This is a genomic window from Burkholderia sp. Bp9015 (genome assembly GCF_003853505.1).
GTDB lineage: Bacteria > Pseudomonadota > Gammaproteobacteria > Burkholderiales > Burkholderiaceae > Burkholderia.
On sequence record NZ_QTPZ01000010.1, the window covers coordinates 155,094 to 179,761 of the forward strand.

Here is a 24,668-nt window from a genome sequence, read left to right on the forward strand (position 1 = left end):
TTCCTTGTTCGGGGCAGCGCACCTGACGCGCCGCGTGCCCCGCATGATACTCAGCTTGCGGTCGACGCGCGCGCAATCAGCTCGCCCGGCAGCATCGCGACGCGCACGTCGCCGACCGCGCCGTCGATGCGCTCGTGCACGAATTCGACGGCCTTGTAGCCGATCTCGTAGGTCGGCTGACGGATCGTCGTGATGCCGATCAGCTCGGCCCACTCCGGATCGTCGATCGACAGCAGCGCGGCCTTTTCCTGCCATGCGGCGCCGAAGCGGGCGCGCAGGTGGCGCGCGATCGCGAGCGCGACCGGCGCGTTCGCGGCGAACAGCGCCGCCCGCACGCCGCGCTGCGTGGCCGCGTCGACGCGCGCGTCGAGGTCGGCGAGCGCCACGGCGGCCGCGGCCGGCTCGTTCAGGTCGAGCACGACCGTCGGCGGCACCGGCAGCCCGCGCGCCTCGAGCGCCGCGCGGAACGCGGCCTCGCGCAGGCGCCGCGAGCTGACGCGCTCGAACGGCTGCACGACGAAATGAATCGCATCGAAGCCGCGCGCGATCAGGTGCGCGAGCGCCGTCTCGATCGCATCGGTGTTGTCGAGCCCGATCAGGTCCGCCTCGAAGCCCTCGACCGTGCGGTCGACGAGCACGGCCGGGATGCCGCCGCCGCGCAGCGGGCGCAGCACGTCTTCCTCGGCGCCGAGCGCATTGACGATCAGCCCTTCGACCCGGTAGGTCGTGAGCAGCTGCAGGAAGCGCCGCTCCATCTCGACTTCATTCGCCGCGTGGCAGATGAGCGGCATGTAGCCGAGCGCGTGGCACGCGGCCTCGACGCCCAGCAGCACTTCGACGGTATAGGGATTGGTCAGGTCGGCCGCGAGCATGCCGAGCAGCCGGTTGCGGCCGCGCTTCAGCCCGCGCGCCATCTGGTTCGGCCGGTAGTTCAGGCGCGCGATCGCCGTCTCGATCCGCTGGCGCAGATCGGCGGACAGCACGTGCGTCTCGCCGTTCAGATAGCGCGAAACGCTGGTCTTGCCCGTGCCTGCTTCGCGTGCGACGTCGCTGATCGTCGCCGGACGCTGCGTGGAAGGTTGCGAATCGCTCAAGTCGTGCCTCGCGACGTACGATCCGCGCCGCTTCGTGTGCGGACGGACCTTTGTTGTTGGATACGAACGCCCCCCGGCGCACGCCGCCGCTCCCCTGCTTCGCGGTCGATCGAAGCCGGCGCCTTCGCGTCCGCTCCGCTCGCCTGACACGCACGGCGATCGGCCGCACCGGGCTGGCACGGATGCCCGTCGCCGGACGCCGCCGGCCGCGTGGCCGGGTCGTCGATGCGCGACGAGCGGGCGATCATAACGCAGCCTGCCCTCCCGCACCAAGACCATCGACTCTAACGGCGGCGGCGGCCCGCCGGCCGGCCGCCGCCGCTCAGACGCGCGCGAGCGCGTCCGGATTGACGAGATTCGTGCGCAGCGTGCCGGCCAGCGCGCCGACCAGGTTTTCCGCGGCGCAGCGCGCCATCGCATGGCGCGTCTCGTGCGTCGCCGAGCCGATATGCGGCAGCGCGACGACGTTGCTCATCCGCAGCAGCGGCGAGTCCGCCGCCAGCGGCTCCTTCTCGAACACGTCGAGCCCCGCGCCGCGGATCGTGCCGGCCCGCAGCGCGTCGATCAGCGCGGCCTCGTCGACCACCGGCCCGCGCGACGCGTTGATCAGGATCGCGCCACGCTTCATCTTCGCGAATTCGGCCGCGCCGATCAGGTGATGCGTTTGCGGCGACAGCGGCACCTGCAGGCACACGAAGTCCGACTGCGCGAGCAGCTCGTCGAGCGTCACGCGGCGCGCGCCGTACTGCGTCTCGGCTTCGGCGTGCGCGGCACGGTTCGTGTACAGCACCTGCATCCGGAAGCCGAGCGCCGCGCGGCGCGCGACCGCGCCGCCGATCCGCCCGAGCCCGACGATGCCGAGCGTCTTGCCCTGCACGTCGGTGCCGTACAGATCGGGGCCGATGCTGCGCTGCCAGTGGCCGGCCTTCACCCACTCCGCCAGTTCGACCACCCGCCGCGCGGACGCGAGGATCAACGAGAACACGGTATCGGCGGTCGATTCGGTCAGCACGTCGGGCGTATGCGCGAGCACGATCCCGCGCCGCGTGAGATCCGCGACGTCGAAGTTGTCGTAGCCGACCGAGATCGTCGACCAGGCCTTCAGCCGCGGCGCGCGATCGAGCATCTGCGGCGTGACCTTCAGGCTCGCGCCGATCGCGCCGTCCGCGTCGCCGAGGGCGTCGGCGAGCGCGTCGGCGCCGTCGGCCTGCACGAGCTCCGCATGCTCGCGCAGGTACGCGAGCACGTCATCGGGCAGCGGCTTGTACGCGACGATACGAGGCTTCATCGTTTTCATTTTCCTTGCAGCGGCGTCGCGAGCGGGTGCGCATCGCGCGCCTGGGGTTTGACGGACAGCGTGAGGATCACCGCGGCGACGAGCGCGACGCTCATGAACGCATACGATGCGACGGGCGACCCGGTCGCCCCGTTCAGGTAGCCGACGAAATACGAGCCGACGAACGAGCCGAGCGCGCCCATGCTGTTGATCAGCGCCATCGCCCCACCGGCGACGTTCCTCGGCAGCAGTTCCGGCACGATCGCGAAGAACGGGCCGTACGGCGCGTACATCGCGGCGCCCGCGACGACCAGCAGCGCATACGAGATCCAGAAGTGCGACGAGCCGAGCGCATACGACGCGGCGAACGCGGCCGCGCCGACCAGCAGGAACGGCCACACGAAGCCGCGGCGCGAGCCGACCTTGTCGGACGCCCACGACGCGACCAGCATCGCGATCGTCGCCGCGAGGTACGGCAGCGCCGACAGCCAGCCGGTCGCGACCATCCCGAGCTCGGAGCCGTTCTTGACGATCGACGGCAGCCACAGCACGAAGCCGTACACGCCGATGCTCCAGCAGAAATACTGCGCGCACAGCTTGATCACGGCCGGCGAGCGGAACGCCTCGCCGTAGTTGCGCACGGGCTTGATCGCCGCCTGTTCGGCCGCGAGCGCGGCGTCGAGGTCGCGCTTTTCCTGCGCGGTGAGCCACGGCGAATCGGCCGGCTTGTCCTGCACGAGGAACCACCAGCATACGGCCCAGATGATGGCCGGCACGCCTTCGGCGATGAACATGTGGCGCCAGCCGAATTCGTGCACGAGATAGCCCGACACGATCGACATCCACAGCACCGTGACCGGGTTGCCGAGGATCAGGAACGTGTTCGCACGCGAGCGCTCGTTCTTCGTGAACCAGTTGCTGATGTAGATCAGCATCGCCGGCATCACCGCCGCCTCGACCACGCCGAGCACGAAGCGGATCGCCATCAGCGACGGGATGTTGGTGACCACCCCCGTGAGCGCCGCGCACGCGCCCCACAGCACGAGGCTGGCGAACACGAGCTTCTTGACGCTGCGGCGCTCCGCATAGATCGCGCCGGGAATCTGGAAGAAGAAGTAGCCGAGGAAGAACAGCGCGCCGATCAGCGACGACAGGCCCTTGCTGATCCCGAGGTCCTGGTTGATGCCGGCGGCTGCAGCGAACCCGTAGTTCGCGCGGTCGAGGTAAGCGAGGCTGTAGGTGATGAACACGATCGGCATGATCGTCCACCAGCGTCGTGCTGCGAGATTGGCTGCCATCAGAGTGTCTCCTTGGGTGATCGGAGTGGGCGGGTCAAACGCCCGGCTCCGCTCCCGTCCTTTCGGGAATCGACCGGCGTCGGCGCGATGGCGCCTGCTCCGGCCTCATGCAAAACCGTGCACGAAGCACGAATTGGGTCCGCGGATTGTGCCGTGTCCGGCCTCTCATTGCGCGGTGACGGTTTCCTCTAGGCGATCGGCGCGATTGCTGACGTTTTCGAGCCGATCGAGCGCCGCGCGGGTCGGCAAGCCTTCCGAATCGCCGATCACCTGGATCGCGAGCGCCCCGATGCGATTGCCGCGCGCGACCGCCTGCTCGACGGAGCGGCCTTCCAGCAGCGCGCTGACCACGCCGACCGCGAAGCCGTCGCCGGCGCCGACCGTGTCGACCACGTTCGCGACACGCTCGCCCGCCACCGTGCCCTCGCGGCCGTCGGCCGTGCGGAAGTACGCGCCGTCGGCGCCCAGCTTGATCACCACGCCGCGCGCGCCCTGTGCCAGGTAGAAGCCCGCGATGTCGGCCGGCGTGTCGTGCCCGGTGAGCTGCTGCCCTTCGGCCAAGCCCGGCAGCACCCAGTCGGCGAGCGACGCGAGCGCGTTCAGCGTCTTCGCCATCACGTCGGCGGACGGCCACAGCGTCGGGCGCAGGTTCGGATCGAACGAGATCGTCTTGCCGGCCGCACGCATCTCGCGCGCCAGCCGGAACGCAAGCTCGCACGACGTCGCGGAGATCGCGGGTGCGACGCCCGTCAAATGCAGGTGCCGTGCGCCGAGCACGTAGTCGGCCACGTAGTCGTCGCACGACAGGTGGCTCGCGGCCGAGCCCTTGCGGAAATATTCGACGGTCGGGTCACTGCCGTCGTCGTTGCGCGACTTCAGCTGGAAGCCGGTCGGATAGCGCGGATCGACGGTCACGCACGACGCGTCGATGCCTTCGCGCGCGAGCGTGTCGAGCACGTAGCCGCCGAACGAATCGCGGCCCACCCGGCTCATCCAGCCGACCCGGAAGCCGAGCCGCGACAGGCCGATCGCGACGTTCAGGTCCGCGCCCGCGATCCGTTTCGTGAATTGCGCGGCGTGCGCGAGGTGGCCGGGCTCGGCGGCGACGAACATCGCCATCGCTTCGCCGTAGGTCACGACATCGAGTGCTGCCTTCATGAGTGCATTCCTCCGTATCCTTCGAGCGTCACGCGGCGGCGAGCCACGCGACGCGCCGGCCGGCATCGCCCGCCAGGTCGGCCGCATCGAACGGGAATTCGATGCCGCGCGGCGCCGCTTGCGGCAGGGCCGCGAGCACGCCCGTGACGAGCGTGTCGCCCGGCGCCGGCGCCACCGCGAAACGGCGCGCGCCCTCGCCAGCGACTGCCTTGCAATGAATGTATTCCACATGCGGCGCGAGTGCGTGCGCGCATGCGAGCGGCGCTTCGCCCGGCCACTGCCAGTTGCCGATGTCGAACGTCATGCCGAGCGCATCGGGCGCGCCCGCCTCGGCCAGCGCCGCGAACAGCCCGCTGAATTGCACGAGCGCGCCGCCCACCGGCAACTGGCCGTTCTCGACCACCACGCGGGCACGCGCGCCGCGCGACAGCGCGACGATCTCGGCTGCGTGCGCGTTGCCGGCGAAGCCGCCGAGCTGGAACTTGACGAAGCGCGCGCCGAGCGCGTCGGCTTCGACGAGCGTGTCGCGCAGCGCTTCGGCGTCGAGCGCGCCGGTTTCCGTGTACAGCGTGGCCGGCGTCGAATAGACCGACCACAGCCCGTGCGCGGCGAGCGCCGTGCCGAGCTCGGCCAGCGCGCCGGGCGTCGCGTCGTCGTCCGATGCGAACAGTTCGCGCCGCACCTCGAAGCCGGTCGCACCGGATGCCGCCGCGGTCGCGATGAATGCACGGTGGCCCTCCTGACGCACGCGGTCCATCCCGAATGCGCTCGCCACGATCACGATGTCTGCCATGTCTGCCCTTTTTTCTCCGGAATGGAACCGGTTCCATTTGCTTGAGACGGATGGTGCGCTTCGCCCCGGGCGCACGCCATAGAGGAAATCCCTAAGGATGGCCGCCGCACGAACGTGCGCGGGCGCAGGGGCATCCGGCGCTCCAGGACCGGCTTCGGGTGTCTACCCGGCGTCGTGCGCGAGGCTCATTTCCAGGAACTGGGCGGCCACGCGCGACGGCGCCGCGCCGTGCGGCACCAGGATCGAGAAATGACGCGTGAGCGGCGCGGGGGCGAGCGAGCGCGGCACGAGCGCCGCACCCTCGTGGCGCAGCGACATCGCGGACACGAAGCCGACGCCCATCCCCGCGCGCACGGCCTCCTTCACGGCCTCGACACCGGCGATCTCGAACGCGACACGCATCGGCGCGCCGCCGTGCGCGAACGCGCGTTCCACGAGTTGCCGCACGCCGGAGCCCTCCTCGCGCAGCACGAGCGGATGCACGGCGAGTGCCTCGAGCGTGACGCCGGCTGCGTACTCGGGCGCGGCGAGCGCATGCCCGGCCGGCACGACCGCGACGATCTCGTCCTCGTGCCATGCGTGCACGGCGGTGCCGGGCGGCAGCGCCTCGCCGGGCGGCCCTTCGATCATCGCAATGTCGAGCGATGCCAACGCGGCGACCACGTCGGCCGTGTTGCCGCTCATCGTGTGGATCGCCACCCGCGGCACGCGCGGCTGGAACGCCGCGATCAGGTAAGGCAGCAGGTAGCTGGCCGGCGTCGTGCTCGCGCCGATCCGCAGCGTGCCGGCGTCGAGCCCGCGCACCGCGTCGCGAAACGCGCGCGCCTGCGCGAACGTGTCGCGCTGGGCCTTCGCGTACTGCGCGAGCTGCTCGCCGACCGGCGTCAGGCGGATGCCGCGGCCGTCACGCTGGTACAGCGGCTCGCCGAACTCGTCCTGCAGCAGGCGCAGCTGGCCCGATACCGCCGGCTGCGACAGATGCAGCGCCACGGCAGCGCGGCTGATGTTCAGATGTTCGGCGACGGCCGCGAACGTTATCAGTTGATCCGGGGTCATGGGGATGAATTATCGGCTTCCCGGATAGTTTACGTCACAAATCACAATTTTTCATATCGATATAACCAAACTAGGATTAGGCCATCGCAACCTGCTTGATCACGGTGCCCCATGTCCACTGCTCCGACTCCCCATCTTGCCCACGCCGCGCCGTCGCTGCGCGGCCAGTTGAACGGCGTGCTGTTCGTCGCGCTGTTCGCCGCCGCCGTCACGAGTCTGTCGCAACTGCCGGCAGTCGCCGGGCTCGGCCTGTCGCCGCTGATCGTCGGCATCGTCGCCGGTGCGCTGTACGGCAACGCGCTGCGCGACGGCATGCCCGCGAGCTGGGCGGCCGGCATCAACTTTTCCGCGCGCAAGCTGCTGCGCATCGCGGTCGCGTTCTTTGGCCTGCGCGTGAGCCTGCAGGAAATCGCGCAGGTCGGCCTGCCGGGCCTGACGGTGTCGGTGCTGATCGTCGTCAGCACGCTCGCGATCGGCACCTGGGTCGGCATGAAGGTAATGAAGCTCGATCGCGACGCGGCGCTCCTGACCGCCGCCGGCAGTGCGATCTGCGGCGCGGCCGCCGTGCTCGCGTTCGAGTCGACGCTGCAGTCGAAGCCGCACCAGAGCGCGATGGCCGTGGGCAGCGTGGTGCTGTTCGGCACGCTGTCGATGTTCCTGTACCCGTTCGCGTATCACGCCGGCCTGCTCAACCTCGACCCGACCGGCCTCGGCCTGTTCTTCGGCGGCACGATCCACGAGGTCGCGCAGGTGGTCGGCGCGGCGAGCGACATCAGTCCGGAGGTCACGCACGTCGCGACCATCGTGAAGATGACCCGCGTGATGCTTCTGGTGCCGGTGCTGCTCACGCTCGGCTGGTGGCTCGCCCGCTCCGCGCGCTCGGCCGATGCGACCGCTGAAGGCGCGCAAGGCAAGCGCAAGGTGGCGGTGCCGTGGTTCGCGCTCGGCTTCCTCGGCTTCGTGATCGTCAATTCGCTGAACGTGCTGCCCGCCGACGTCACGCACACGCTGAACCTGCTCGACACCTTCGCGCTGACGATGGCGATGACCGCGCTCGGCATCGAGACCCGCGTGTCGCAGATCCGCGAGGCCGGCCCGCGCGCCTTGACCACCGGCCTGATCCTGTACGTGTGGCTGATCGCCGGCGGCTACGGGATCACCTGGGCGGTACAGCACTGGCTTGGCTGAGCCGCGCAGCCACGCCGCGACACGCGCCGCGCCCGACGGGAAGGTCCCGCGGGCGCGGCGCAGTGCTATGCTTCGCGTCGTTTTCCTTCGTCCTCTTCATCACCCTCTTTCAGCCGTGCTCTCGTTCCTGCTGAAGCTGCGCACTCGCGCCCAGACGCTGTTCCGCCTGTCGGACGCCCATACGATGCTGATCTGGTCGGCCGTCGTCGGCGTCGGCGGCGCCTTCGCCACCATGGCGTTCCGCGAAGGCATCGACCTGATGCAGCGCCTGATCTCGGGGCACAGCGGCAGCTTCGTGGAGATGGCGAAAAGCCTGCCTTGGTACGTGCGCTTCTGGATGCCGGCCGCGGGCGGCTTCCTCGCCGGCTGCGTGCTGTTGCTCGCGACGCGCGGCGACCGAAAATCCGGCAACATCGACTACATGGAAGCCGTCGCGCTCGGCGACGGCGTCGTGCCGGTGCGGCAGAGCCTGTGGCGCAGCGTGTCGTCGCTGCTGACGATCGGCAGCGGCGGCTCGATCGGCCGCGAAGGCCCGATGGTGCAGCTCGCGGCGCTCGCGGCGTCGCTGGTCGGCCGCTTCGTGCACTTCGACCCGCCGCGCCTGCGCCTGCTCGTCGCGTGCGGCGCCGCGGCCGGTATCACGTCCGCGTACAACGCGCCGATCGCCGGCGCGTTCTTCGTCTCCGAGATCGTGCTCGGCACGATCGCGATGGAGAGCTTCGGGCCGATGGTCGTCGCGTCCGTCGTCGCGAACATCGTGATGCGGGAATTCGCCGGCTACCGGCCACCGTACGAGATGCCGGTGTTCCCGGCCGTGACGGGCGCCGAAGTGCTGCTGTTCGTCGTGCTCGGCGCGCTGTGCGGCGTGCTCGCGCCGCAGTTCCTGCACCTGCTCGATGCGTCCAAGAACCAGTTCAAGCGGCTGCCCGTGCCGCTGCCGGTGCGGCTCGCGCTCGGCGGCCTCGTGGTCGGCGTGATCTCGGTGTGGATTCCGGACGTGTGGGGCAACGGCTACAGCGTCGTGAACCACATCCTGCATGCGCCGTGGACCTGGCAGGCGCTCGTCGCGGTGCTGGTGTTCAAGGTGATCGCGACCGCCGCGACCGCAGGCTCCGGCGCGGTCGGCGGCGTGTTTACGCCGACGCTGTTCGTCGGCGCCGTGTTCGGTTCGCTGTTCGGGCTCGCGATGCACGCGCTGTGGCCCGGCCACACGTCCGCGTACTTCGCGTATGCGATGGTCGGGATGGGCGCGTTTCTGGCCGGCGCCACGCAGGCGCCGCTGATGGCGATCCTGATGATCTTCGAGATGACGCTGAGCTACCAGGTCGTGCTGCCGCTGCTGGTGTCGTGCGTGTTCGCGTATTTCGTCGCGCGCGCGACCGGCACGACGTCGATGTACGAGATCACGCTGCACCATCACCAGGACGCACAGGAACGGCTGCGGCTGCGCACCACCCAGATGCGCGAGCTGATCCAGCCCGCGCAGACGATCGTGCCGCTCACCGCGAGCGTCGCCGACATGACGCGCGTGTTTCTCGAATATCCGGTGAAGTATCTGTACGTGACCGACGACGCCGGGCGCTTCCGCGGCGCGGTCGCGCTGAAGGACATCACGTCCGACCTGCTCGACAAGCGCGACACGACCGACAAGACGGCCGCGCACTACACGCATACGCCGTTTCCGCTGCTCACGCCCGACATGCCGCTCGCGACCGCGCTCGAACGCTTCATGGCGTTCCAGGGCGAACGGCTGCCGGTGATCGAAAGCGAAGCCGAGCCGACGCTCGCGGGCGTCGTCTACAAGACGTCGCTGCTCGACGCGTACCGGCGGATGACCGGCGAGCGGTGACGGCGCCGGTGCGCGGCGCCCGATGTGGCGTCGTGGCCTTGTCGGTCGCCGCACCGGCGCACCACCCGTAGGCCGCGCCCGCTTCTCCGTCCGCCCGCCCGGCCGTTCAGTCCGGCGCGCGCCCCAGCACGACCCGTGCGAAGAACCCTGCGAGCACCGATTCGGCCACGTCGGCCGACACGTGCTGCGGGTCGGCCGTGTAGTACGACTGCACGCCGTCGCACAGGCACATCAGGCCGAACGCGAGCGTCTCGGCCGGCAGCAGCAGCGGCGTGCCCGCGCGCTCCGCGAAGCGCTGGATGAATTCGGCCATCTGCAGCCGCTTGCCGTGCAGGAACTGGTTGAAGCGCACGCGGAACTTCGCGTCACGCGCCGCCTGCAGCTTCGCCTCGCCCCACAGCAGCGAATATTCGTCGTCGCGAAACAGCGTCCGGTAGTACGCGAGCGCCATCGACTCCATCTGCTCGCGCGACCCGCCTATCTCGAAGATCGCCTCGAAATCGGCCCGCACCGAATCGTGGTCGCGCTCGAGCAATTCGAGCAGCAGTTCCGACTTGCTGCGGAAGTTCGAGTAGAACGCGCCGCGCGTGTAGCCGGCCGCCGCGGCGATGTCCTCGACGCTCGCCGCGACAAAGCCTTTCTTCATAAAAATGCGGTGCGCGGCAGTCAGCAGACGTTCGCGCGTCTGGTCCCTGCTCTGCTCGCGAGTTAAGCGCTGAGGTTTCATGGCGCGCAGTCTAGCACCAACTTCCTTTCAGATTCATCTTTGCATTCAGATACAGCAGTGTATTAGAATCCACCGCAGTTTCCGAACGACCCCGTTCGGCTGTGTTCGTGTGCGCCGGACTGGCGCCACTCGGGGCAAGCGCCCGCCGCGCTTGCCGGCTTCGTTCCGCTCTCACCTCATCTGGGGGTTTCGTGAATCGCTCCGGTTCCCGCGCCGTGCTGCTGGTCGGCACCGCGCTCGTCCTCGCCGCCTGTCATCCGAAGGAAGCCGCGCCGCCCGCGCCGCGCCCGGTCGTCGCGCTGCCCGCGCGCGCCGACGGCGCCGCGGCCGCCGCCACGCTGCCCGGCGAGATCCAGCCACGTTATGCGACGCCGCTGTCGTTCCGCATCGCGGGCAAGATCGTCGAGCGCAAGGTGCGGCTCGGCGATACCGTCAAGGCCGGCCAGGTCGTCGCGCTGCTTGATCCGTCCGACGTCGAGAAGAACGTCGCGAGCGCGCAGGCGCAACTCGATGCCGCGTCGCACAGCCTCGCGTTCGCGAAGCAGCAGCGCGATCGCGATCGCGCGCAGGCGCGCGAGAACCTGATCGCAACGGCGCAGCTGGAGCAGACCGAGAACAGCTACACGTCGGCGCTCGCGCAGCGCGACCAGGCGCAGCAGCAGCTCGCGCTTGCGAAGAACCAGCTCCGCTATGCGACGCTCGTCGCCGATCACGCCGGCACCATCACCGCCGAGCAGGCCGACACCGGCCAGAACGTATCGGCCGGCCAGGCCGTCTACCAGCTCGCGTGGTCGGGCGACGTCGACGTCGTCAGCGACGTGCCCGAGGCCGCGCTCGCATCGCTCGCGCCCGGTCACGCGGCGAGCGTCACGCTGCCGTCGCTGCCGGGCCGCCAGTTCGCCGCGAAGGTGCGCGAAATCGCGCCGGCCGCCGATCCGCAAAGCCGCACCTGGCGTGTGAAGCTCACGCTCGCCGCGCCCGATCCGACCGTGCGCCTCGGGATGACCGCGAACGTCGCGTTCGACGGCGCGCCGGTTGCCGGCAACGCGCCGAGCATCACGCTGCCCGCGACCGCACTGTTCCACGACGGCCCGCATCCGGCCCTGTGGGTCGTGCGCACGAAGGACGACACGCTCGAGCTGCGCCGCGTCGACGTCGCGCGCTTCAACGAACGCACGGTCACCGTGTCGAGCGGGCTGCAGCCGGGCGAGCGCGTCGTGCTGCAAGGCGTGCACACGGTCAGCGCGGGCGAGAAGGTGCGGCCGGTCGCCCCGCTGCACGCGGAGGACTTCGCGTCATGAGCAGCCCCCGCGAAGAAGGCCGCTTCAACCTGTCGGCATGGGCGCTGCGCCACCAGGCGCTGGTCGTCTACCTGATCGCGCTCGCGACGCTCGCGGGCATCCTCGCGTACACGCGGCTCGCGCAATCCGAAGACCCGCCGTTCACGTTCCGCGTGATGGTGATCCGCACGTTCTGGCCCGGCGCGAGCGCGCGGCAGGTGCAGGAACAGGTGACCGACCGGATCGGCCGCAAGCTGCAGGAAACGCCGGCCATCGACTTCCTGCGCAGCTATTCGCGGCCCGGCGAATCGCTGATCTTCTTCACGATGAAGGACTCGGCGCCCGTGCAGGACGTGCCCGAGACCTGGTACCAGATCCGCAAGAAGGTCGGCGACATCGGCCATACGCTGCCGCCCGGCGTGCAGGGCCCGTTCTTCAACGACGAGTTCGGCGACGTCTACACCAACATCTGGACGCTCGAAGGCGACGGCTTCACGCCCGCGCAGCTCCACGACTATGCGGACCAGCTGCGCACCGTGCTGCTGCGCGTGCCCGGCGTCGGCAAGGTCGACTATTTCGGCGATCCCGACCAGCGGATTTTCATCGAGGTGAACAATGCGCAGCTCACGCGCCTCGGCATCTCGCCGCAGCAACTCGGGCAGGCGATCAACGCGCAGAACGACATCTCGTCGGCCGGCGTGCTGACGACCGCCGACGACCGCGTATTCGTGCGGCCGAGCGGCCAGTTCGACAACGTCGCCACGATCGCCGACACGCTGATCCGCATCAACGGCCGAACGTTCCGGCTCGGCGATCTCGCCACCGTGAAGCGCGGCTACGACGATCCGGCCATCACGCAGATGCGTGCGAACGGTCACGCCGTGCTCGGCATCGGCGTGACGATGCAGCCGGGCGGCGACGTGATCCGGCTCGGCAAGGCGCTCGACGCCGAATCGAAGGATCTGCAGGCGCGGTTGCCGGCCGGCCTCAAGCTGACGCTGGTGTCGAGCATGCCGCATGCGGTCGCGCATTCCGTCGACGACTTCCTCGAAGCCGTCGCCGAAGCGGTCGCGATCGTGCTGGTCGTGAGCCTCGTGTCGCTCGGCCTGCGCACCGGAATGGTCGTCGTGATCTCGATTCCGGTCGTGCTCGCCGTCACCGCCCTGTTCATGTACCTGTTCGACATCGGGCTGCACAAGGTGTCGCTCGGCACGCTCGTGCTCGCGCTCGGGCTGCTCGTCGACGACGCGATCATCGCGGTCGAGATGATGGCCGTGAAGCTCGAGCAGGGCTACAGCCGCGCGCGCGCCGCCGCATTCGCGTACACGAGCACCGCGTTCCCGATGCTGACGGGCACGCTCGTCACCGTGTCGGGCTTCCTGCCGATCGCGCTCGCGAAATCGAGTACCGGCGAGTACACGCGCTCGATCTTCGAGGTGTCGGCGATCGCGCTGATCGCATCGTGGTTCGCGGCCGTCGTGCTGATCCCGCTGCTGGGCTTCCACCTGCTGCCCGAACGCAAGAAGCACGCGCACGAAGCGCACCTGCCGGACGATCACGAGCACGACATCTACGACACGCGCTTCTACACGCGCTTGCGCGGCTGGATCGACTGGTGCATCGAGCGGCGCTTCGTCGTGCTGCTGATCACCGGCGCCCTGTTCGTGGTCGCGCTGGCGGGCTTCTCGCTCGTGCCGCAGCAATTCTTCCCGAGCTCCGATCGCCCCGAGCTGCTGATCGACCTGCGGCTGCCCGAAGGCGCGTCGTTCGCGGCGACGCTGCGCGAGACCGAACGCCTCGAGAAGGTGCTCGACAAGCGGCCCGAAATCGACCATTCGGTGAATTTCGTCGGCAGCGGCGCGCCGCGCTTCTACCTGCCGCTCGACCAACAGCTGCAGTTGCCGAACTTCGCGCAGTTCGTCGTCACCGCGAAATCGGTCGAGGATCGCGAGAAGCTCGCGGCCTGGCTCGAGACCACGCTGCGCGACCGCTTCCCGGCCGTGCGCTGGCGCCTGTCGCGGCTCGAGAACGGGCCGCCCGTCGGCTATCCCGTGCAGTTCCGCGTGAGCGGCGACGACATCGCGACGGTGCGCGCGATCGCCGAGAAGGTCGCGGCGACGATGCGCGGCGACGCGCGCACGGTGAACGTGCAGTTCGACTGGGACGAGCCGGCCGAACGTTCGGTGCGCTTCGAGCTCGACCAGAAGAAGGCGCGCGAGCTGAACGTCACGTCGCAGGACGTGTCGAGCTTCCTCGCGATGACGCTGTCCGGCACGACCGTCACGCAATACCGCGAACGCGACAAGCTGATCGCGGTCGACCTGCGTGCGCCGCGCGCCGATCGCGTCGATCCCGCGCAGCTCGCGGGCCTCGCGATGCCGACGCCGAACGGCCCCGTGCCGCTCGGTTCGCTCGGCCGCTTCACGCCGACGCTCGAATACGGCGTCGTGTGGGAACGCGACCGCCAGCCGACCATCACCGTGCAGTCCGACGTCCGCGCCGGCGCACAGGGCATCGACGTCACGCATGCGATCGACGGCAAGTTGAATGCGTTGCGCGCGCAACTGCCGGTCGGCTACCAGATCAACATCGGCGGGTCGGTCGAGGAAAGTGCGAAGGCGCAGACGTCGATCAACGCGCAGATGCCGCTGATGGCGATCGCCGTGTTCACGCTGCTGATGATCCAGCTGCAGAGTTTCTCGCGCGTGCTGATGGTCGTGCTGACCGCCCCGCTCGGCCTGATCGGCGTGGTCGGCACGCTGCTGCTGTTCGGCCAGCCGTTCGGCTTCGTCGCGATGCTCGGCGTGATCGCGATGTTCGGGATCATCATGCGCAACTCGGTGATTCTCGTCGACCAGATCGAGCAGGACATCGCGGCCGGCCACGGACGCTTCGACGCGATCGTCGGCGCGACCGTGCGGCGCTTCCGCCCGATCACGCTGACGGCCGCGGCCGCCGTGCTCGCGCTGATCCCGCTGTTGCGCTCGAACTTCTTCGGGCCGATGGCGACCGCGCTGATGGGCGGCATCACGAGCGCGACCGTGCTGACGCTGTTCTACCTGCCCGCGCTGTACGCCGCGTGGTTCCGCGTGAAGCGCGACGAACGCGACCCGCGCGACGCCCCGCCGCACGACGGCGGCACGCCTGCCGCGCCGTCGGGAGCCTGACCATGGAACTGTCGATGAACCTGAAAACGAAGGCCGCGCGGGTGGTCGCGGCCGCGAGCCTCGCCGGCCCGCTCGCCGGCTGCGCGTGGTTCGCGCCGAGCGGCGAGCCGCCCGCGATGCCGTCGCCCGCGCATTACGGCGCCGCGCCGCAAGTGCCGCAGACCGTCGCCGCGCAAGGCGTCGCGCAGCAGTTCGACGTCGGCGCGCAGCCCGTGCCCGACTGGTGGACGCAGTACCGTTCGGATGCGCTGAACGCACTCGTCGACGAAGGGCTGCGCAACAGCCCGACGCTCAGCGCCGCCGCGCACTCGCTGGATGCCGCGCGCGAGCAGTTGCGCGGGCAGATCGGCAGCTCGATGCTGCCGTCGATCGACGCCGGCGGCCAGGCCACGCGCCAGCGTGCGCTCGGCGTGCCGATCCCTGCGCTCGGCGCGCCGACGTTGCTGTACGACACGTTCGTCGGGCAACTGCAGGCGAGCTATACGGTCGACCTGTTCGGCGTATCGCGCTTCGCGAACCGGGCGCTTGCGAAACGCGTCGACGTCAGCGCGTTCCAGCTCGAATCGGCACGCCGGGCACTCGCCGCGAACATCGTCACCGCATCGATCACGGTGTCGGTGCTCAACGCGCAGATCGCCACCACCGAACGGCTCGTCGCGCTCGCGAACGACCAGGCGCACGACGCGCAACGCCGCTACGCGCTCGGCTCGGCATCGCGCAGCGACGCACTGAACGCGCAGCAAAGCGCGGACACCTTCGCCGCGAGCCTGCCCGCGCTGCGCCAGCAGCGCGACTCGGCGCGCCATGCGCTGGCCGTGCTGGTCGGCCGTACGCCCGACCGGCCGCCCGCTGATCTCACGCTCGCCGACCTTCACCTGCCCGCGCAAGTACCGGTGGTCGTGCCGTCAGACCTGCTGCAAAGCCGCCCCGACATCCAGGCCGCCGACGCGGGGCTGAAGGCAGCCGCCGCCGAAGTCGGCCTCGCGACCGCGCAACTGTTCCCGCAGCTGTCGCTGTCGGCCGCGATGGGCAAAGGCGGTTTCAGCTGGCCGGCGATGCTGTCGGGCGCCGGTTCGATCTGGAACGTCGGTGCGTCGCTGAGCCAGCCGCTGTTCCACGGCGGCGCGCTACTCGCGCAGCGCCGTGCGGCGAAGGCGACCTACGAGGCGGCGGTCGACCAGTACAAACAGACCGTGCTCGCCGCCTTCCAGAACGTCGCGGATTCGCTCGCCGCGCTCGAGCACGATGCTGAGGCGCTCGATGCGTCGTCGCGGGCCGCGCTGTCCGCGCGCGGCGCGTACGACGACGCGGCCGCCCGCGTGCGGCTCGGCGCGCTGCCGCCGTCGGCCGCGCGAGCAAGCGAGCTGCAGTACCGCAACGCGCGGCTCGACGAGATCCGCGCGACCGGCGCACGCTTCGCGGATACCGCGCGGCTCTATCAGGCGATGGGCACGCCGCCGGTCGACCCGGCCGGCAAAGCCGGCAAGGCTGAAAAAGCCGAAAAGGCTGGAAAGGCCGACCCGGCCGGCGACATCGGCAACGCGGCTCGAATCTCCCCCGGCGCCCAGGCGCGCGCGGTCACGCCCGACGCGCCGCCGCCACCGCAATGACCGCAATAGCGCGCCGTTTGCGTCGGGCGCGCGGGACCAACCCCGCGCGCCGATCCGCGATCTTCCGCTTGACCCTCACGTAGCGTAACGTTCGAGACTCCAGTGTGCGCACCGAACGGAGGACACCATGCGGCTGAAAGTGGGAGAACTGGCGAAACGCAGCGGCCTGACCGTCCGCACGCTTCATCACTATCACGCGATCGGCCTCCTGACGCCTTCGGCGCGTGCCGACAACGGCTACCGGCTGTACGACCGCGACGACATCGCCCGGCTCCACCAGATCCAGGCCCTGCGTCGCTTCGGACTGTCGCTCGCCGAAATCGGCGACTACCTGAACCGGCCCGGCACCCCGCTCGTCGCGCTCGTCGCGAGGCAGATCGCGTCGCTCGACCACCAGCTCGCGCAGACCGCGCAGCTGCGCGAGCGTCTCGTGCACCTGCACGCGCAGCTCGCCGCGGGCACGGAGCCGGAGCTGGCCGACTGGCTCACCACACTGGAGTTGATGACCGTGTACGACAAATACTTTTCCGAGGAAGAACTCGCGCGCCTGCCGATGTATCGCAAGAGCCAGGCCGGCGACGCGGAATGGACAGCGCTCGTCGCCGACGTGCGTGCGCTGCACGACGCGGGCGTGCCGCCGGAGGACGAGCGCGCTCGCGCGCTTGCCGGCCGCTGGATGGCGCTGCTCGTGCGCGACACGAACAACGATCCGCGGCTGCTGGCGAAGCTCAACCTGATGCACGAGCGCGAACCGTCGATGCAGTCGAAACTCGGCATCTCGACCGTGCTGCGCGACTATGTGCTGCGCGCGTCCGCGGAAACGAAGATGCGGATCTTCGAGAAGTATCTCGCGCCGGACGAGATCCGCTTCATGCGGGCGCACTTCGGTGAACGCTCGATGGAATGGCCGCAACTGATGGGCGACGTGCGCGACGCGATCGATGCGGGCGCGCAGCCCGATTCACCGGAAGGCCGCGCGCTCGCGCAACGCTGGCTCGACCTGTTCCGCAGCTACGCGGGCAACGACCCGGCCACGCACGCGAAATTCCGCAACGCGATGATGACCGAGCCGGCGCTGACGAAGGACTCATGGGTCGACGACACGCTGCTCGGCTTCATGCGCGAGGCGATGGCGCAGCTTGCGCCGGCGCGTTGAGGGTCCAACGCCCCGGCAGCCCGGGCGGTGCGTGGCCGTTGCGCGCCGCCCGGACACGTCGTCAGGCGAACCGGCTCGTATCCGGCCGCGCGTCGAAAACGCCGCGCGATCGCGTCTCACCGGCAGCGCCGAGCCGCGTGCTTCCTCACCACTTGCAGCCCGTATCGCGAACCGCATCCAGCGCGAGCATCGGGAGTGCGAGCAAGCCGGCACCCGAGTAGGCGCGTCGGCAGTCGGCGCGCCGTGCGTCCGCCACCCCGCTTGCCAGCGTCTCGTCGACCGAATGGCGACGCGCGGCCGGGAGGCCGGACGCTGCGCCCAGCGCACCGACCGTGGCCGCCGCAGGGCTGCGCCCCGTCGCACGACGCGTGCCGATCGTCGCCAGATCACGCCCCCAGTCGACCTCGGGGGTCGGCGCACGCACCGGGCTGCTTTCAGCCGAATCCGGCGCGCCGCCGGTCGTTGCCTGCGCGGGCGCGGCCGCAAGCGAACGTGTCGCCCGGCGCGGCGTCGCCGCTGCGCCGGAACGGCTTTTCGGTTCGCGCGTCTCTCGCATGGCTGCTGTCGGACCGGTGCGCCGGTCGACCTCGGTTGCGGGCGCAGGTTCGGGCGTCACGGGAATCAACCGGACGCTCAATGCAATCCGGCCCGACGACGCATCGACCCGGGCCGCAACCGGCCGGCGCGCCGCCGGCATCCGCTGCAGCGCATACCAACCGATCGCATGCAGCAACACGGCGATCACGCCTGCAACTGCCACGATGCCCGGCCGACGCCGCCGCGCCGCGTCGACGCTCGGCGCGTGCGGCACGTCAATCCGGCTCGCCGCCGCCGTCATCGCTGAACGCGAGCAGGTCGCCCGGCTGACAGTCGAGATACCGGCAGATCGCCTCCAGCGTCGCGAAGCGGATGCCCTTGACCTTGCCTTGCTTGAGCAGCGACAGGTTCGGTTCGGTGATCCCGACGGCCGCCGCGAGATCCTTCGAGCGGACCTTGCGGGTCGCGAGCATCACATCGAGTTTGACCACGATCGACATCGCGCGCCTCAGACGAACTGCCGGTGTTCGGCATCGAGCTCGCTCGCCTGCCGCAGGATGTGCGCGATCACCGCGATACAGGCCGCCGTGAACAGCGCGACGACGTACGGCAGGCTGAAGCCGATGCTGACGACGCGATGGCCGACCGGTTCGCGAAACGTCGCCCACACGCTCAGCAGCGGTTCGCACAGCAGGCTCAACAGCACCCACAGACCGATCGCGCGCCCCGTCTTGCCGAGATGGCCGGCCGCCTGCGCCGAGAAATAGTCGCGCCGAGCGTAGGTCCGGAACAGCTCGCGCAAGTGGCGCAGGCCGCCCGCGAGCGCAACGAGCGGGACGCTCGACAGCAGGATGCCGACAGCCTTCTGCCACCACGGGAACGCGCCGACATCGACGCCCAGGTTCGTGACCACCGAATCGGTGAGGCCGAATACGAGGCCGGGCCCGGTGGCCGCGCTCAACGACGGGAACGCCCAGCACGCGGCGTTGAGCACCAGCATGCCGACGATGAACCACAGCGTGACGGTAGCCATGCGCTGACTGATACGGGCAATGCGATCGGAATGCATGCGACCTCCTCGATACGGTGTGAACACGCATCGATTGTAAGCCAGATAATTATCGTAAAACGATAATTATTTTGTGCAGAACAGTCATTTTTTATCGTCAATCATGACAGCCGACTGCCAGCTCGCCCGACCGGCCGGGCAATCGGCGATCGTCGTGCAGGCCGATCGCGCGCCCGCGCTTCGTCATGTCGCGAAGGAACACGGGCCGGGCGTTCGGGTCCGCATTCGGCACAGGCGGCGCGCCGCCGTCCATCAGCTTGCCGCTTGATGCGACCGGTCGGCGGCAGCCAGGCACGACGCGCCCGCTCACCGGTCGCGCACCCCGAGCCCGAGCGTCTTCATCCGCCGGTACAGCGTGCGCTCGCTCATCCCGACGTGCTCGGCCAGTTGCTTGCGCGTGCCGTCGAACGTGCTCGCAAGCCGCACGAGCTCCGCGTCCGACACGCCGCGCGCGTCCGCCGCACGCGCCGGTGGTGTCACCGACGCCGCGACCAGCTCGGCCGGCAGATGCTCGACGCGAATCGTGCCGTCGTCCGCGAACAGGCACGCGCGCTCGAGCACGTTGCGCAGTTCGCGGATGTTGCCCGGCCATGCATACGCGTCGAGGCACGCGCGCGCGCGCTCGGTCAGCACGAACGGCCGGGCCGCGAACGGCCGCGCGCTCGCGTCGCCCGCGCCGGCGCGCGCGTTCGCGATGCGCCGCAGGATCGACTCGGCCAGCAGCGCGACGTCGCCACGCCGCTCGCGCAGCGCGGGCAGCGGAATCGGGAACGCGTTGATCCGGTAGTACAGGTCCTGACGGAACCGGCCGTCGTCGATCATCTCGCGCAGCGGCTTGTGGGTCGCCGCGACGAGCCGGAAATCCGCGCGCAGCGCCTCGACGCCGCCGACGCGCCGGAACGTCCCCGACTCGATCAGCCGCAGCAGCTTCACCTGCATCGGCAGCGGCACGTCGCCGATCTCGTCGAGAAACAGCGTGCCGCCCTGCGCGGTCTCGACGAGGCCCGGCTTGCGCTGGTTCGCACCGGTAAACGCGCCCTTCTCGTAGCCGAACAGTTCGCTCTCGAACAGGGTCTCGGCGATGCCCGAACAGTCGACCACCACGAACGGCCCCATCGCACGCTCGCTCGCCTCGTGCAGCGCCCGCGCGAACAGTTCCTTGCCGGTACCCGATTCGCCGAGCAGCAGCACGGGCAGCATCGACGGCGCGACGCGCTGCAGCGCGCCGAGCGCCGCATTGAACGCGTCTGCGCCGCCGACGAGCCCTTCCGCACTCGGCTGCGCCGACGCGCTGCGCACCGTCGTCAGCCGCTCGACGTAGGCGATCACGTCGCCGCGCGCATCGAAGATCGGCCGCAACTCCACGTCGACGTGCTCGGGGCCGCGCGGCGTATGGTGTATGTGCAGCACGCGGTTCAGGCTGCGCGACTCGCGCGCCTGCTTCATCGGGCAATGCTCGCCCGCCTGGTCGCACGGCACGTCGTAATGATGCGAAACCCGGAAGCAGTGCCGGCCGACGTGCTCGACGCCCGCCACGCCGAACTGGCGCCGGTACGCATCGTTCGCGGCGAGGATGCGGTAGTCGGGATCGACGACGATCATCGGCTGCGGATCCTGTTCCAGATACGCGACGAGCGCGCGCACGTCGGGCATGACGTCGCGCGACGGCGCGGGAACGATCGGAATGGTGTCGTGCGGATTCATCGGGAGGCTCGGAAACGGATGGGCGGACGGACTGCCAGGCAGACTGCCAATTCTGCCACGACGCTGCCAGATATGGCAGTCGACGTCGACAGCACCCCGTCGCCGGTGCCTGCGACCCACCGCGGCCACGCCAAAAATCCGAGCCGAATCAATTACCTGCCACATCATCCGGCAGCGCGGCGCGAATTGGCATGCTTCTTGAACATGGGATGTCCGATTGCAGACGCAGAACCCGATCGAGGACATCCCGTGAGCCATGCCCCCCTGCTGTCGGTCGAAGGCTTTTTCGACCCGGCGACCCACACCGTCAGCTATCTGCTGCTCGACACCGAAAGCCGCGCATGCGCGCTGATCGACAGCGTGCTCGACTACGACCCGAAATCCGGCCGCACGCACACCGCCAGCGCCGACCGGCTGATCGCGCGCGTCGCCGAACTCGGCGCGACCGTCCACTGGCTGCTGGAAACGCACGTGCATGCCGACCATCTGTCGGCCGCGCCGTACCTGAAGGCGCATGTCGGCGGACAGATCGCGATCGGTGCCCACGTGCGCCGCGTGCAACACGTATTCGGCACGCTGTTCAACGCCGGCCCCGGCTTCGCGCAGGACGGCCGCCAGTTCGACCGCCTGCTCGACGACGGCGACACGCTCGCGCTCGGCGCGCTGACGATCCGCGCGCTGCACACGCCGGGCCATACGCCGGCGTGCCTGACCTACTGCGTCGACGACGCGACGCAGCGCGCGGCGTTCGTCGGCGACACGCTGTTCATGCCCGACTACGGCACCGCCCGCTGCGACTTCCCGGGCGGCGACGCGCGCACGCTGTACCGTTCGATCGCGCGCGTGCTCGCCCTGCCGCCCGACACGCGCCTGTATCTGTGCCACGACTACCAGCCGGGCGGCCGCGACGTGCAGTTCGTGACGACGGTGGCCGAGCAGCGTCGCGCGAACGTGCACGTGAAGGACGGCGTGACCGAGGACGATTTCGTCGCCATGCGCACCGCGCGCGACGCGACGCTCGACATGCCCGTGCTGATGCTGCCGTCGGTGCAGGTCAACATGCGCGCCGGCCACCTGCCCGAGCCCGAAAACAATGGCGTGCGCTACCTGAAGATCCCGCTCGACGCGATCTGAGCCGCCGCCCCGACCGGAGAACCCCCGACATGACCATCCGCCCGCTGACCGACCTGCTGTCGGTCTCGCCCCAGATCGCCGCGACCGACCTGCCCGCGCTGCACGCGGCCGGCATCCGCACGATCGTCTGCAACCGCCCCGACGGCGAAGGCGCCGACCAGCCGACCGTCGCCGAGATCCGCGCCGCCGCCGCGCCGCTCGGCATCGCCGTGCACTACCTGCCCGTCGACACCGGCAAGGTCACCGACGACCAGGCCGCGCAGTTCGGCACGCTCGTCGCGTCGCTCGCCGGCCCGGTACTCGCGTACTGCCGCAGCGGCACGCGTTCGGCGACGCTGTGGGCGCTCTCGCAGGCAGGCCGTCGCCCGGCCGGCGACATCGTCGCGATCGCCGCCACGGCCGGCTACGACCTCGGCGCGCTCGCACCGCGTCTCACGCGAGATCTCGCGCAAGACGGCCGCCAGGCCGCGCCGGCCGTCGACGCGCGGCACGACATCGTGATCGTCGGCGCGGGTGCGGCCGGCGTCGCGGTCGCGTCGAGCCTGCTGGCACGCGACGCATCGCTCGATATCGCGGTGATCGACCCGGCCGATACGCACTACTACCAGCCGGGCTGGACGATGGTCGGCGCGGGCGTGTTCCGGCCCGACACGACCGCGCGCCCGATCGTCGACCTGCTGCCGCGCGGCGTGAAATGGATCCGGGCCGCCGTCGCCGGCTTCGAGCCCGACACGCACACGGTGGTGCTCGACGGCTGCCGGCGCATCGGCTACCTCAAGCTGGTCGTGTGCCCGGGCCTCAAGCTCGACTGGCACGCGATCGACGGCCTCGCTCAAACGCTCGGCCGCAACGGCGTCACGTCGAACTATCGCTACGATCTCGCGCCGTACACGTGGGAACTGGTGCAGGCGTTCCGCGGCGGCAATGCGCTGTTCACGCAGCCGCCGATGCCGATCAAGTGCGCGGGCGCCCCGCAAAAGGCGATGTACCTGTCGTGCGATCACTGGCGGCGCGCGGGCCGCCTCGGTGCCGCGAACGTCGAGTTCCTGAACGCGGGCGGCGCGCTGTTCGGGGTCGCCGATTACGTGCCCGCGCTGATGGAGTACGTGAAACGCTACGACATCGCGCTGTCGTTCGGCCACAACCTCGTCGCGATCGACGGGCCGGCGCGGCGCGCGACGTTCAAGCGCGCGCTGCCCGACGGCGGCACGGAAACCGTCGAGCGCCCGTTCGACATGATCCACGTCGTGCCGCCGCAGAAGGCGCCCGATTTCGTGCGCGCGAGCCCGCTCGCCGACGCGGCCGGCTGGATCGACGTCGATCCGGCGACGCTGCGGCACAAGCAGTTCGCGGACATCTTCGCGCTCGGCGACGTCACCAACACGACCAATGCGAAAACCGCCGCCGCGGCCCGCAAGCAGGCGCCCGTCGTCGCGCACAACGTGCTCGCGTCGCTGGGCCGCGCGCGCGGCGACGCCGCGTACGACGGCTACGGCTCGTGCCCGCTCACCGTCGAGCGCGGCAAGATCGTGCTCGCGGAATTCCTGTACGGCGGCAAGGTCGCGCCGACCTTCCCCGCGTGGCTGATCGACGGCCGGCGCCCGTCGCGGCTCGCGTGGCTGCTCAAGGAGCGCGTGCTGCCGCCGCTCTACTGGAAGGCGATGCTCAAGGGCCGCGAATGGCTCGCGAAGCCCGCGATCGCACGTTGACCGGAATCCGATGACACCATGCTGATTTCCCTCGTACTCGGCAGTCTCGTCGGCGCCGTGCTCGGCCTCACCGGTGCGGGCGGCGGCATTCTCGCGGTGCCCGCGCTCGTCGTCGGGATGGGCTGGCCGATGCAGCAGGCCACGCCCGTCGCGCTCGTCGCGGTCGCGGGCAGCGCCGCGCTCGGCGCGCTCGAAGGGTTTCGCCGCGGGCTCGTGCGCTATCGCGCGGCGTTGCTGATGGCCGTCGCCGGCGTGCCGCTCACGACGCTCGGCGTGAAGCTCGCGCACGTGCTGCCGCAACGCGTGCTGCTGGCGCTGTTCGCGCTGACGATGCTGGTCGTCGCGGGCCGCCTGCTGCGGCAGGCGCTGCGTCATGCGCCCGGCGACGCGGACGCGTCGCCGCTGTGCGTCGGCCGCGTGAATCCCGACACGGGCCGGCTCGTCTGGTCGTGGCCGGTCGGGCTCGCGCTCGCGTCGACCGGCGCGGTGACGGGGCTGATGACAGGCTTGCTCGGTGTCGGCGGCGGTTTCGTGATCGTGCCGATGCTGCGCAAGTTCACGAACGTGTCGATGCACGGCGTGGTCGCGACGTCGCTGATGGTGATCGCGCTGGTCGGCACCGGCGGCGTGTTCGCGACGCTCGTGTCGGGCACGCGCGCGCCGCTCGACATGACGCTGTGGTTCACGGTCGCGACGGCAATCGGGATGGCGATCGGCCGCAGCGCGTCCCGGCACCTGTCCGCGCGGCACGTGCAGGCCGGCTTCGCTGCGGTGCTCGTCTGCGTGGCGCTCGGGTTGCTCGCGAAGGCGGCGTTCGGCGCGTAAGCCGCACGCGGCTCGCATGCCAAACAAAACGCCCGGGC

At 70.0% G+C, this 24,668-nt stretch carries 20 protein-coding genes; 9 read left to right on the top strand and 11 right to left on the bottom strand.

Translation table 11 applies throughout. The features are described from left to right. Positions 1 to 50 precede the first annotated feature (50 nt). The 6 genes from DIE12_RS13540 to DIE12_RS13565 form a co-directional block, all read right to left on the bottom strand. Positions 51 to 1,094, bottom strand: a complete 1,044-nt coding sequence (locus tag DIE12_RS13540; protein ID WP_124485442.1) for a LacI family DNA-binding transcriptional regulator — start codon at positions 1,092 to 1,094, stop codon at positions 51 to 53. Between the two features lie 322 nt (positions 1,095 to 1,416). Then, positions 1,417 to 2,382 carry an NAD(P)-dependent oxidoreductase gene (locus DIE12_RS13545; protein ID WP_044848268.1) on the bottom strand — a complete coding sequence of 322 codons (966 nt, stop codon included), beginning with the start codon at positions 2,380 to 2,382 and terminating at the stop codon, positions 1,417 to 1,419. A 5-nt stretch (positions 2,383 to 2,387) separates the two neighbouring features. Then, positions 2,388 to 3,668, bottom strand: a complete 1,281-nt coding sequence (locus DIE12_RS13550; RefSeq protein WP_044848248.1) for an MFS transporter — start codon at positions 3,666 to 3,668, stop codon at positions 2,388 to 2,390. 165 nt (positions 3,669 to 3,833) lie between these two features. After that, entirely contained in the window at positions 3,834 to 4,826 is a 993-nt protein-coding gene (locus DIE12_RS13555; protein WP_044848249.1) for a sugar kinase, read from the bottom strand. Between the two features lie 28 nt (positions 4,827 to 4,854). Further along, on the bottom strand, positions 4,855 to 5,619 hold the full coding sequence (locus DIE12_RS13560; RefSeq protein WP_124521713.1) for a sugar phosphate isomerase/epimerase: 765 nt from the start codon (positions 5,617 to 5,619) through the stop codon (positions 4,855 to 4,857). Between the two features lie 162 nt (positions 5,620 to 5,781). After that, complete coding sequence (locus DIE12_RS13565; RefSeq protein ID WP_124485439.1) at positions 5,782 to 6,675, bottom strand: LysR family transcriptional regulator; 894 nt, start codon at positions 6,673 to 6,675, stop codon at positions 5,782 to 5,784. Positions 6,676 to 6,786: 111 nt separating this feature from the next. Between DIE12_RS13565 and DIE12_RS13570 the strand changes: the two genes are divergently transcribed. Both DIE12_RS13570 and DIE12_RS13580 read left to right on the top strand, forming a co-directional pair. Next, positions 6,787 to 7,863, top strand: coding sequence for a YeiH family protein (locus DIE12_RS13570; RefSeq protein WP_124521711.1), 1,077 nt, complete (start codon positions 6,787 to 6,789; stop codon positions 7,861 to 7,863). 115 nt (positions 7,864 to 7,978) lie between these two features. After that, positions 7,979 to 9,712, top strand: coding sequence for a ClcB-like voltage-gated chloride channel protein (locus DIE12_RS13580; RefSeq protein ID WP_221621948.1), 1,734 nt, complete (start codon positions 7,979 to 7,981; stop codon positions 9,710 to 9,712). A 106-nt stretch (positions 9,713 to 9,818) separates the two neighbouring features. On the opposite strand, the gene DIE12_RS13585 is transcribed toward DIE12_RS13580, so the two are convergent. Next, positions 9,819 to 10,439: a TetR/AcrR family transcriptional regulator gene (locus tag DIE12_RS13585; RefSeq protein ID WP_124485436.1), complete on the bottom strand. Its 621-nt coding sequence runs from the start codon at positions 10,437 to 10,439 to the stop codon at positions 9,819 to 9,821. 191 nt (positions 10,440 to 10,630) lie between these two features. Here DIE12_RS13585 and DIE12_RS13590 point away from each other — a divergent pair, with 191 nt between their 5' ends. The 4 genes from DIE12_RS13590 (at position 10,631) to DIE12_RS13605 (ending at position 17,652) form a co-directional block, all read left to right on the top strand. After that, on the top strand, positions 10,631 to 11,740 hold the full coding sequence (locus tag DIE12_RS13590) for an efflux RND transporter periplasmic adaptor subunit (protein ID WP_124521709.1): 1,110 nt from the start codon (positions 10,631 to 10,633) through the stop codon (positions 11,738 to 11,740). Further along, a complete protein-coding gene (locus DIE12_RS13595; RefSeq protein WP_124521707.1) occupies positions 11,737 to 14,886 on the top strand; it encodes an efflux RND transporter permease subunit in 3,150 nt (1,049 codons plus the stop codon). The genes DIE12_RS13590 and DIE12_RS13595 overlap by 4 nt, the downstream gene beginning before the upstream one ends. A gap of 2 nt (positions 14,887 to 14,888) precedes the next feature. Continuing rightward, positions 14,889 to 16,496, top strand: a complete 1,608-nt coding sequence (locus tag DIE12_RS13600) for an efflux transporter outer membrane subunit (protein ID WP_124521705.1) — start codon at positions 14,889 to 14,891, stop codon at positions 16,494 to 16,496. 127 nt (positions 16,497 to 16,623) lie between these two features. Then, entirely contained in the window at positions 16,624 to 17,652 is a 1,029-nt protein-coding gene (locus tag DIE12_RS13605; protein ID WP_124485432.1) for a MerR family transcriptional regulator, read from the top strand. Between the two features lie 145 nt (positions 17,653 to 17,797). Here DIE12_RS13605 and DIE12_RS13610 read toward each other — a convergent pair whose 3' ends face one another. The 4 genes from DIE12_RS13610 to DIE12_RS13625 all read right to left on the bottom strand — a co-directional run bounded on the left by DIE12_RS13610 (position 17,798) and on the right by DIE12_RS13625 (position 20,962). Next, positions 17,798 to 18,490 carry a hypothetical protein gene (locus DIE12_RS13610; protein ID WP_124521703.1) on the bottom strand — a complete coding sequence of 231 codons (693 nt, stop codon included), beginning with the start codon at positions 18,488 to 18,490 and terminating at the stop codon, positions 17,798 to 17,800. After that, entirely contained in the window at positions 18,465 to 18,689 is a 225-nt protein-coding gene (locus DIE12_RS13615) for a helix-turn-helix transcriptional regulator (protein WP_124485430.1), read from the bottom strand. Before DIE12_RS13615 ends, DIE12_RS13610 begins: the two co-directional genes overlap by 26 nt. 8 nt (positions 18,690 to 18,697) lie before the next feature. Then, positions 18,698 to 19,258, bottom strand: coding sequence for a DUF2975 domain-containing protein (locus tag DIE12_RS13620; protein WP_124485429.1), 561 nt, complete (start codon positions 19,256 to 19,258; stop codon positions 18,698 to 18,700). Positions 19,259 to 19,564: 306 nt separating this feature from the next. Continuing rightward, complete coding sequence (locus DIE12_RS13625; protein ID WP_124521701.1) at positions 19,565 to 20,962, bottom strand: sigma-54-dependent Fis family transcriptional regulator; 1,398 nt, start codon at positions 20,960 to 20,962, stop codon at positions 19,565 to 19,567. A 204-nt stretch (positions 20,963 to 21,166) separates the two neighbouring features. On the opposite strand from DIE12_RS13625, the gene DIE12_RS13630 reads away from it, so the two are divergent. From DIE12_RS13630 to DIE12_RS13640, 3 genes are read left to right on the top strand one after another with little or no spacing between them, the layout of a single operon-like run. Continuing rightward, positions 21,167 to 22,096: an MBL fold metallo-hydrolase gene (locus DIE12_RS13630; RefSeq protein ID WP_409333454.1), complete on the top strand. Its 930-nt coding sequence runs from the start codon at positions 21,167 to 21,169 to the stop codon at positions 22,094 to 22,096. 29 nt (positions 22,097 to 22,125) lie between these two features. Then, positions 22,126 to 23,805: a bifunctional protein tyrosine phosphatase family protein/NAD(P)/FAD-dependent oxidoreductase gene (locus DIE12_RS13635; protein ID WP_124485426.1), complete on the top strand. Its 1,680-nt coding sequence runs from the start codon at positions 22,126 to 22,128 to the stop codon at positions 23,803 to 23,805. Between the two features lie 18 nt (positions 23,806 to 23,823). After that, positions 23,824 to 24,630, top strand: a complete 807-nt coding sequence (locus DIE12_RS13640) for a sulfite exporter TauE/SafE family protein (protein WP_044848262.1) — start codon at positions 23,824 to 23,826, stop codon at positions 24,628 to 24,630. Positions 24,631 to 24,668 lie beyond the last annotated feature (38 nt).

Excerpts from the sequence above, each read along its gene's own strand:
- DIE12_RS13545 (WP_044848268.1), bottom strand. The coding sequence starts at position 2,382 with ATGAAGCCTCGTATCGTCGCGTACAAGCCGCTGCCCGATGACGTGCTC.
- DIE12_RS13550 (WP_044848248.1), bottom strand. The coding sequence starts at position 3,668 with ATGGCAGCCAATCTCGCAGCACGACGCTGGTGGACGATCATGCCGATC.
- DIE12_RS13555 (WP_044848249.1), bottom strand. The coding sequence starts at position 4,826 with ATGAAGGCAGCACTCGATGTCGTGACCTACGGCGAAGCGATGGCGATG.
- DIE12_RS13560 (WP_124521713.1), bottom strand. The coding sequence starts at position 5,619 with ATGGCAGACATCGTGATCGTGGCGAGCGCATTCGGGATGGACCGCGTG.
- DIE12_RS13565 (WP_124485439.1), bottom strand. The coding sequence starts at position 6,675 with ATGACCCCGGATCAACTGATAACGTTCGCGGCCGTCGCCGAACATCTG.
- DIE12_RS13570 (WP_124521711.1), top strand. The coding sequence starts at position 6,787 with ATGTCCACTGCTCCGACTCCCCATCTTGCCCACGCCGCGCCGTCGCTG.
- DIE12_RS13585 (WP_124485436.1), bottom strand. The coding sequence starts at position 10,439 with ATGAAACCTCAGCGCTTAACTCGCGAGCAGAGCAGGGACCAGACGCGC.
- DIE12_RS13595 (WP_124521707.1), top strand. The coding sequence starts at position 11,737 with ATGAGCAGCCCCCGCGAAGAAGGCCGCTTCAACCTGTCGGCATGGGCG.
- DIE12_RS13600 (WP_124521705.1), top strand. The coding sequence starts at position 14,889 with ATGGAACTGTCGATGAACCTGAAAACGAAGGCCGCGCGGGTGGTCGCG.
- DIE12_RS13605 (WP_124485432.1), top strand. The coding sequence starts at position 16,624 with ATGCGGCTGAAAGTGGGAGAACTGGCGAAACGCAGCGGCCTGACCGTC.
- DIE12_RS13610 (WP_124521703.1), bottom strand. The coding sequence starts at position 18,490 with ATGACGGCGGCGGCGAGCCGGATTGACGTGCCGCACGCGCCGAGCGTC.
- DIE12_RS13615 (WP_124485430.1), bottom strand. The coding sequence starts at position 18,689 with ATGTCGATCGTGGTCAAACTCGATGTGATGCTCGCGACCCGCAAGGTC.
- DIE12_RS13620 (WP_124485429.1), bottom strand. The coding sequence starts at position 19,258 with ATGCATTCCGATCGCATTGCCCGTATCAGTCAGCGCATGGCTACCGTC.
- DIE12_RS13625 (WP_124521701.1), bottom strand. The coding sequence starts at position 20,962 with ATGAATCCGCACGACACCATTCCGATCGTTCCCGCGCCGTCGCGCGAC.
- DIE12_RS13630 (WP_409333454.1), top strand. The coding sequence starts at position 21,167 with ATGGGATGTCCGATTGCAGACGCAGAACCCGATCGAGGACATCCCGTG.
- DIE12_RS13635 (WP_124485426.1), top strand. The coding sequence starts at position 22,126 with ATGACCATCCGCCCGCTGACCGACCTGCTGTCGGTCTCGCCCCAGATC.
- DIE12_RS13640 (WP_044848262.1), top strand. The coding sequence starts at position 23,824 with ATGCTGATTTCCCTCGTACTCGGCAGTCTCGTCGGCGCCGTGCTCGGC.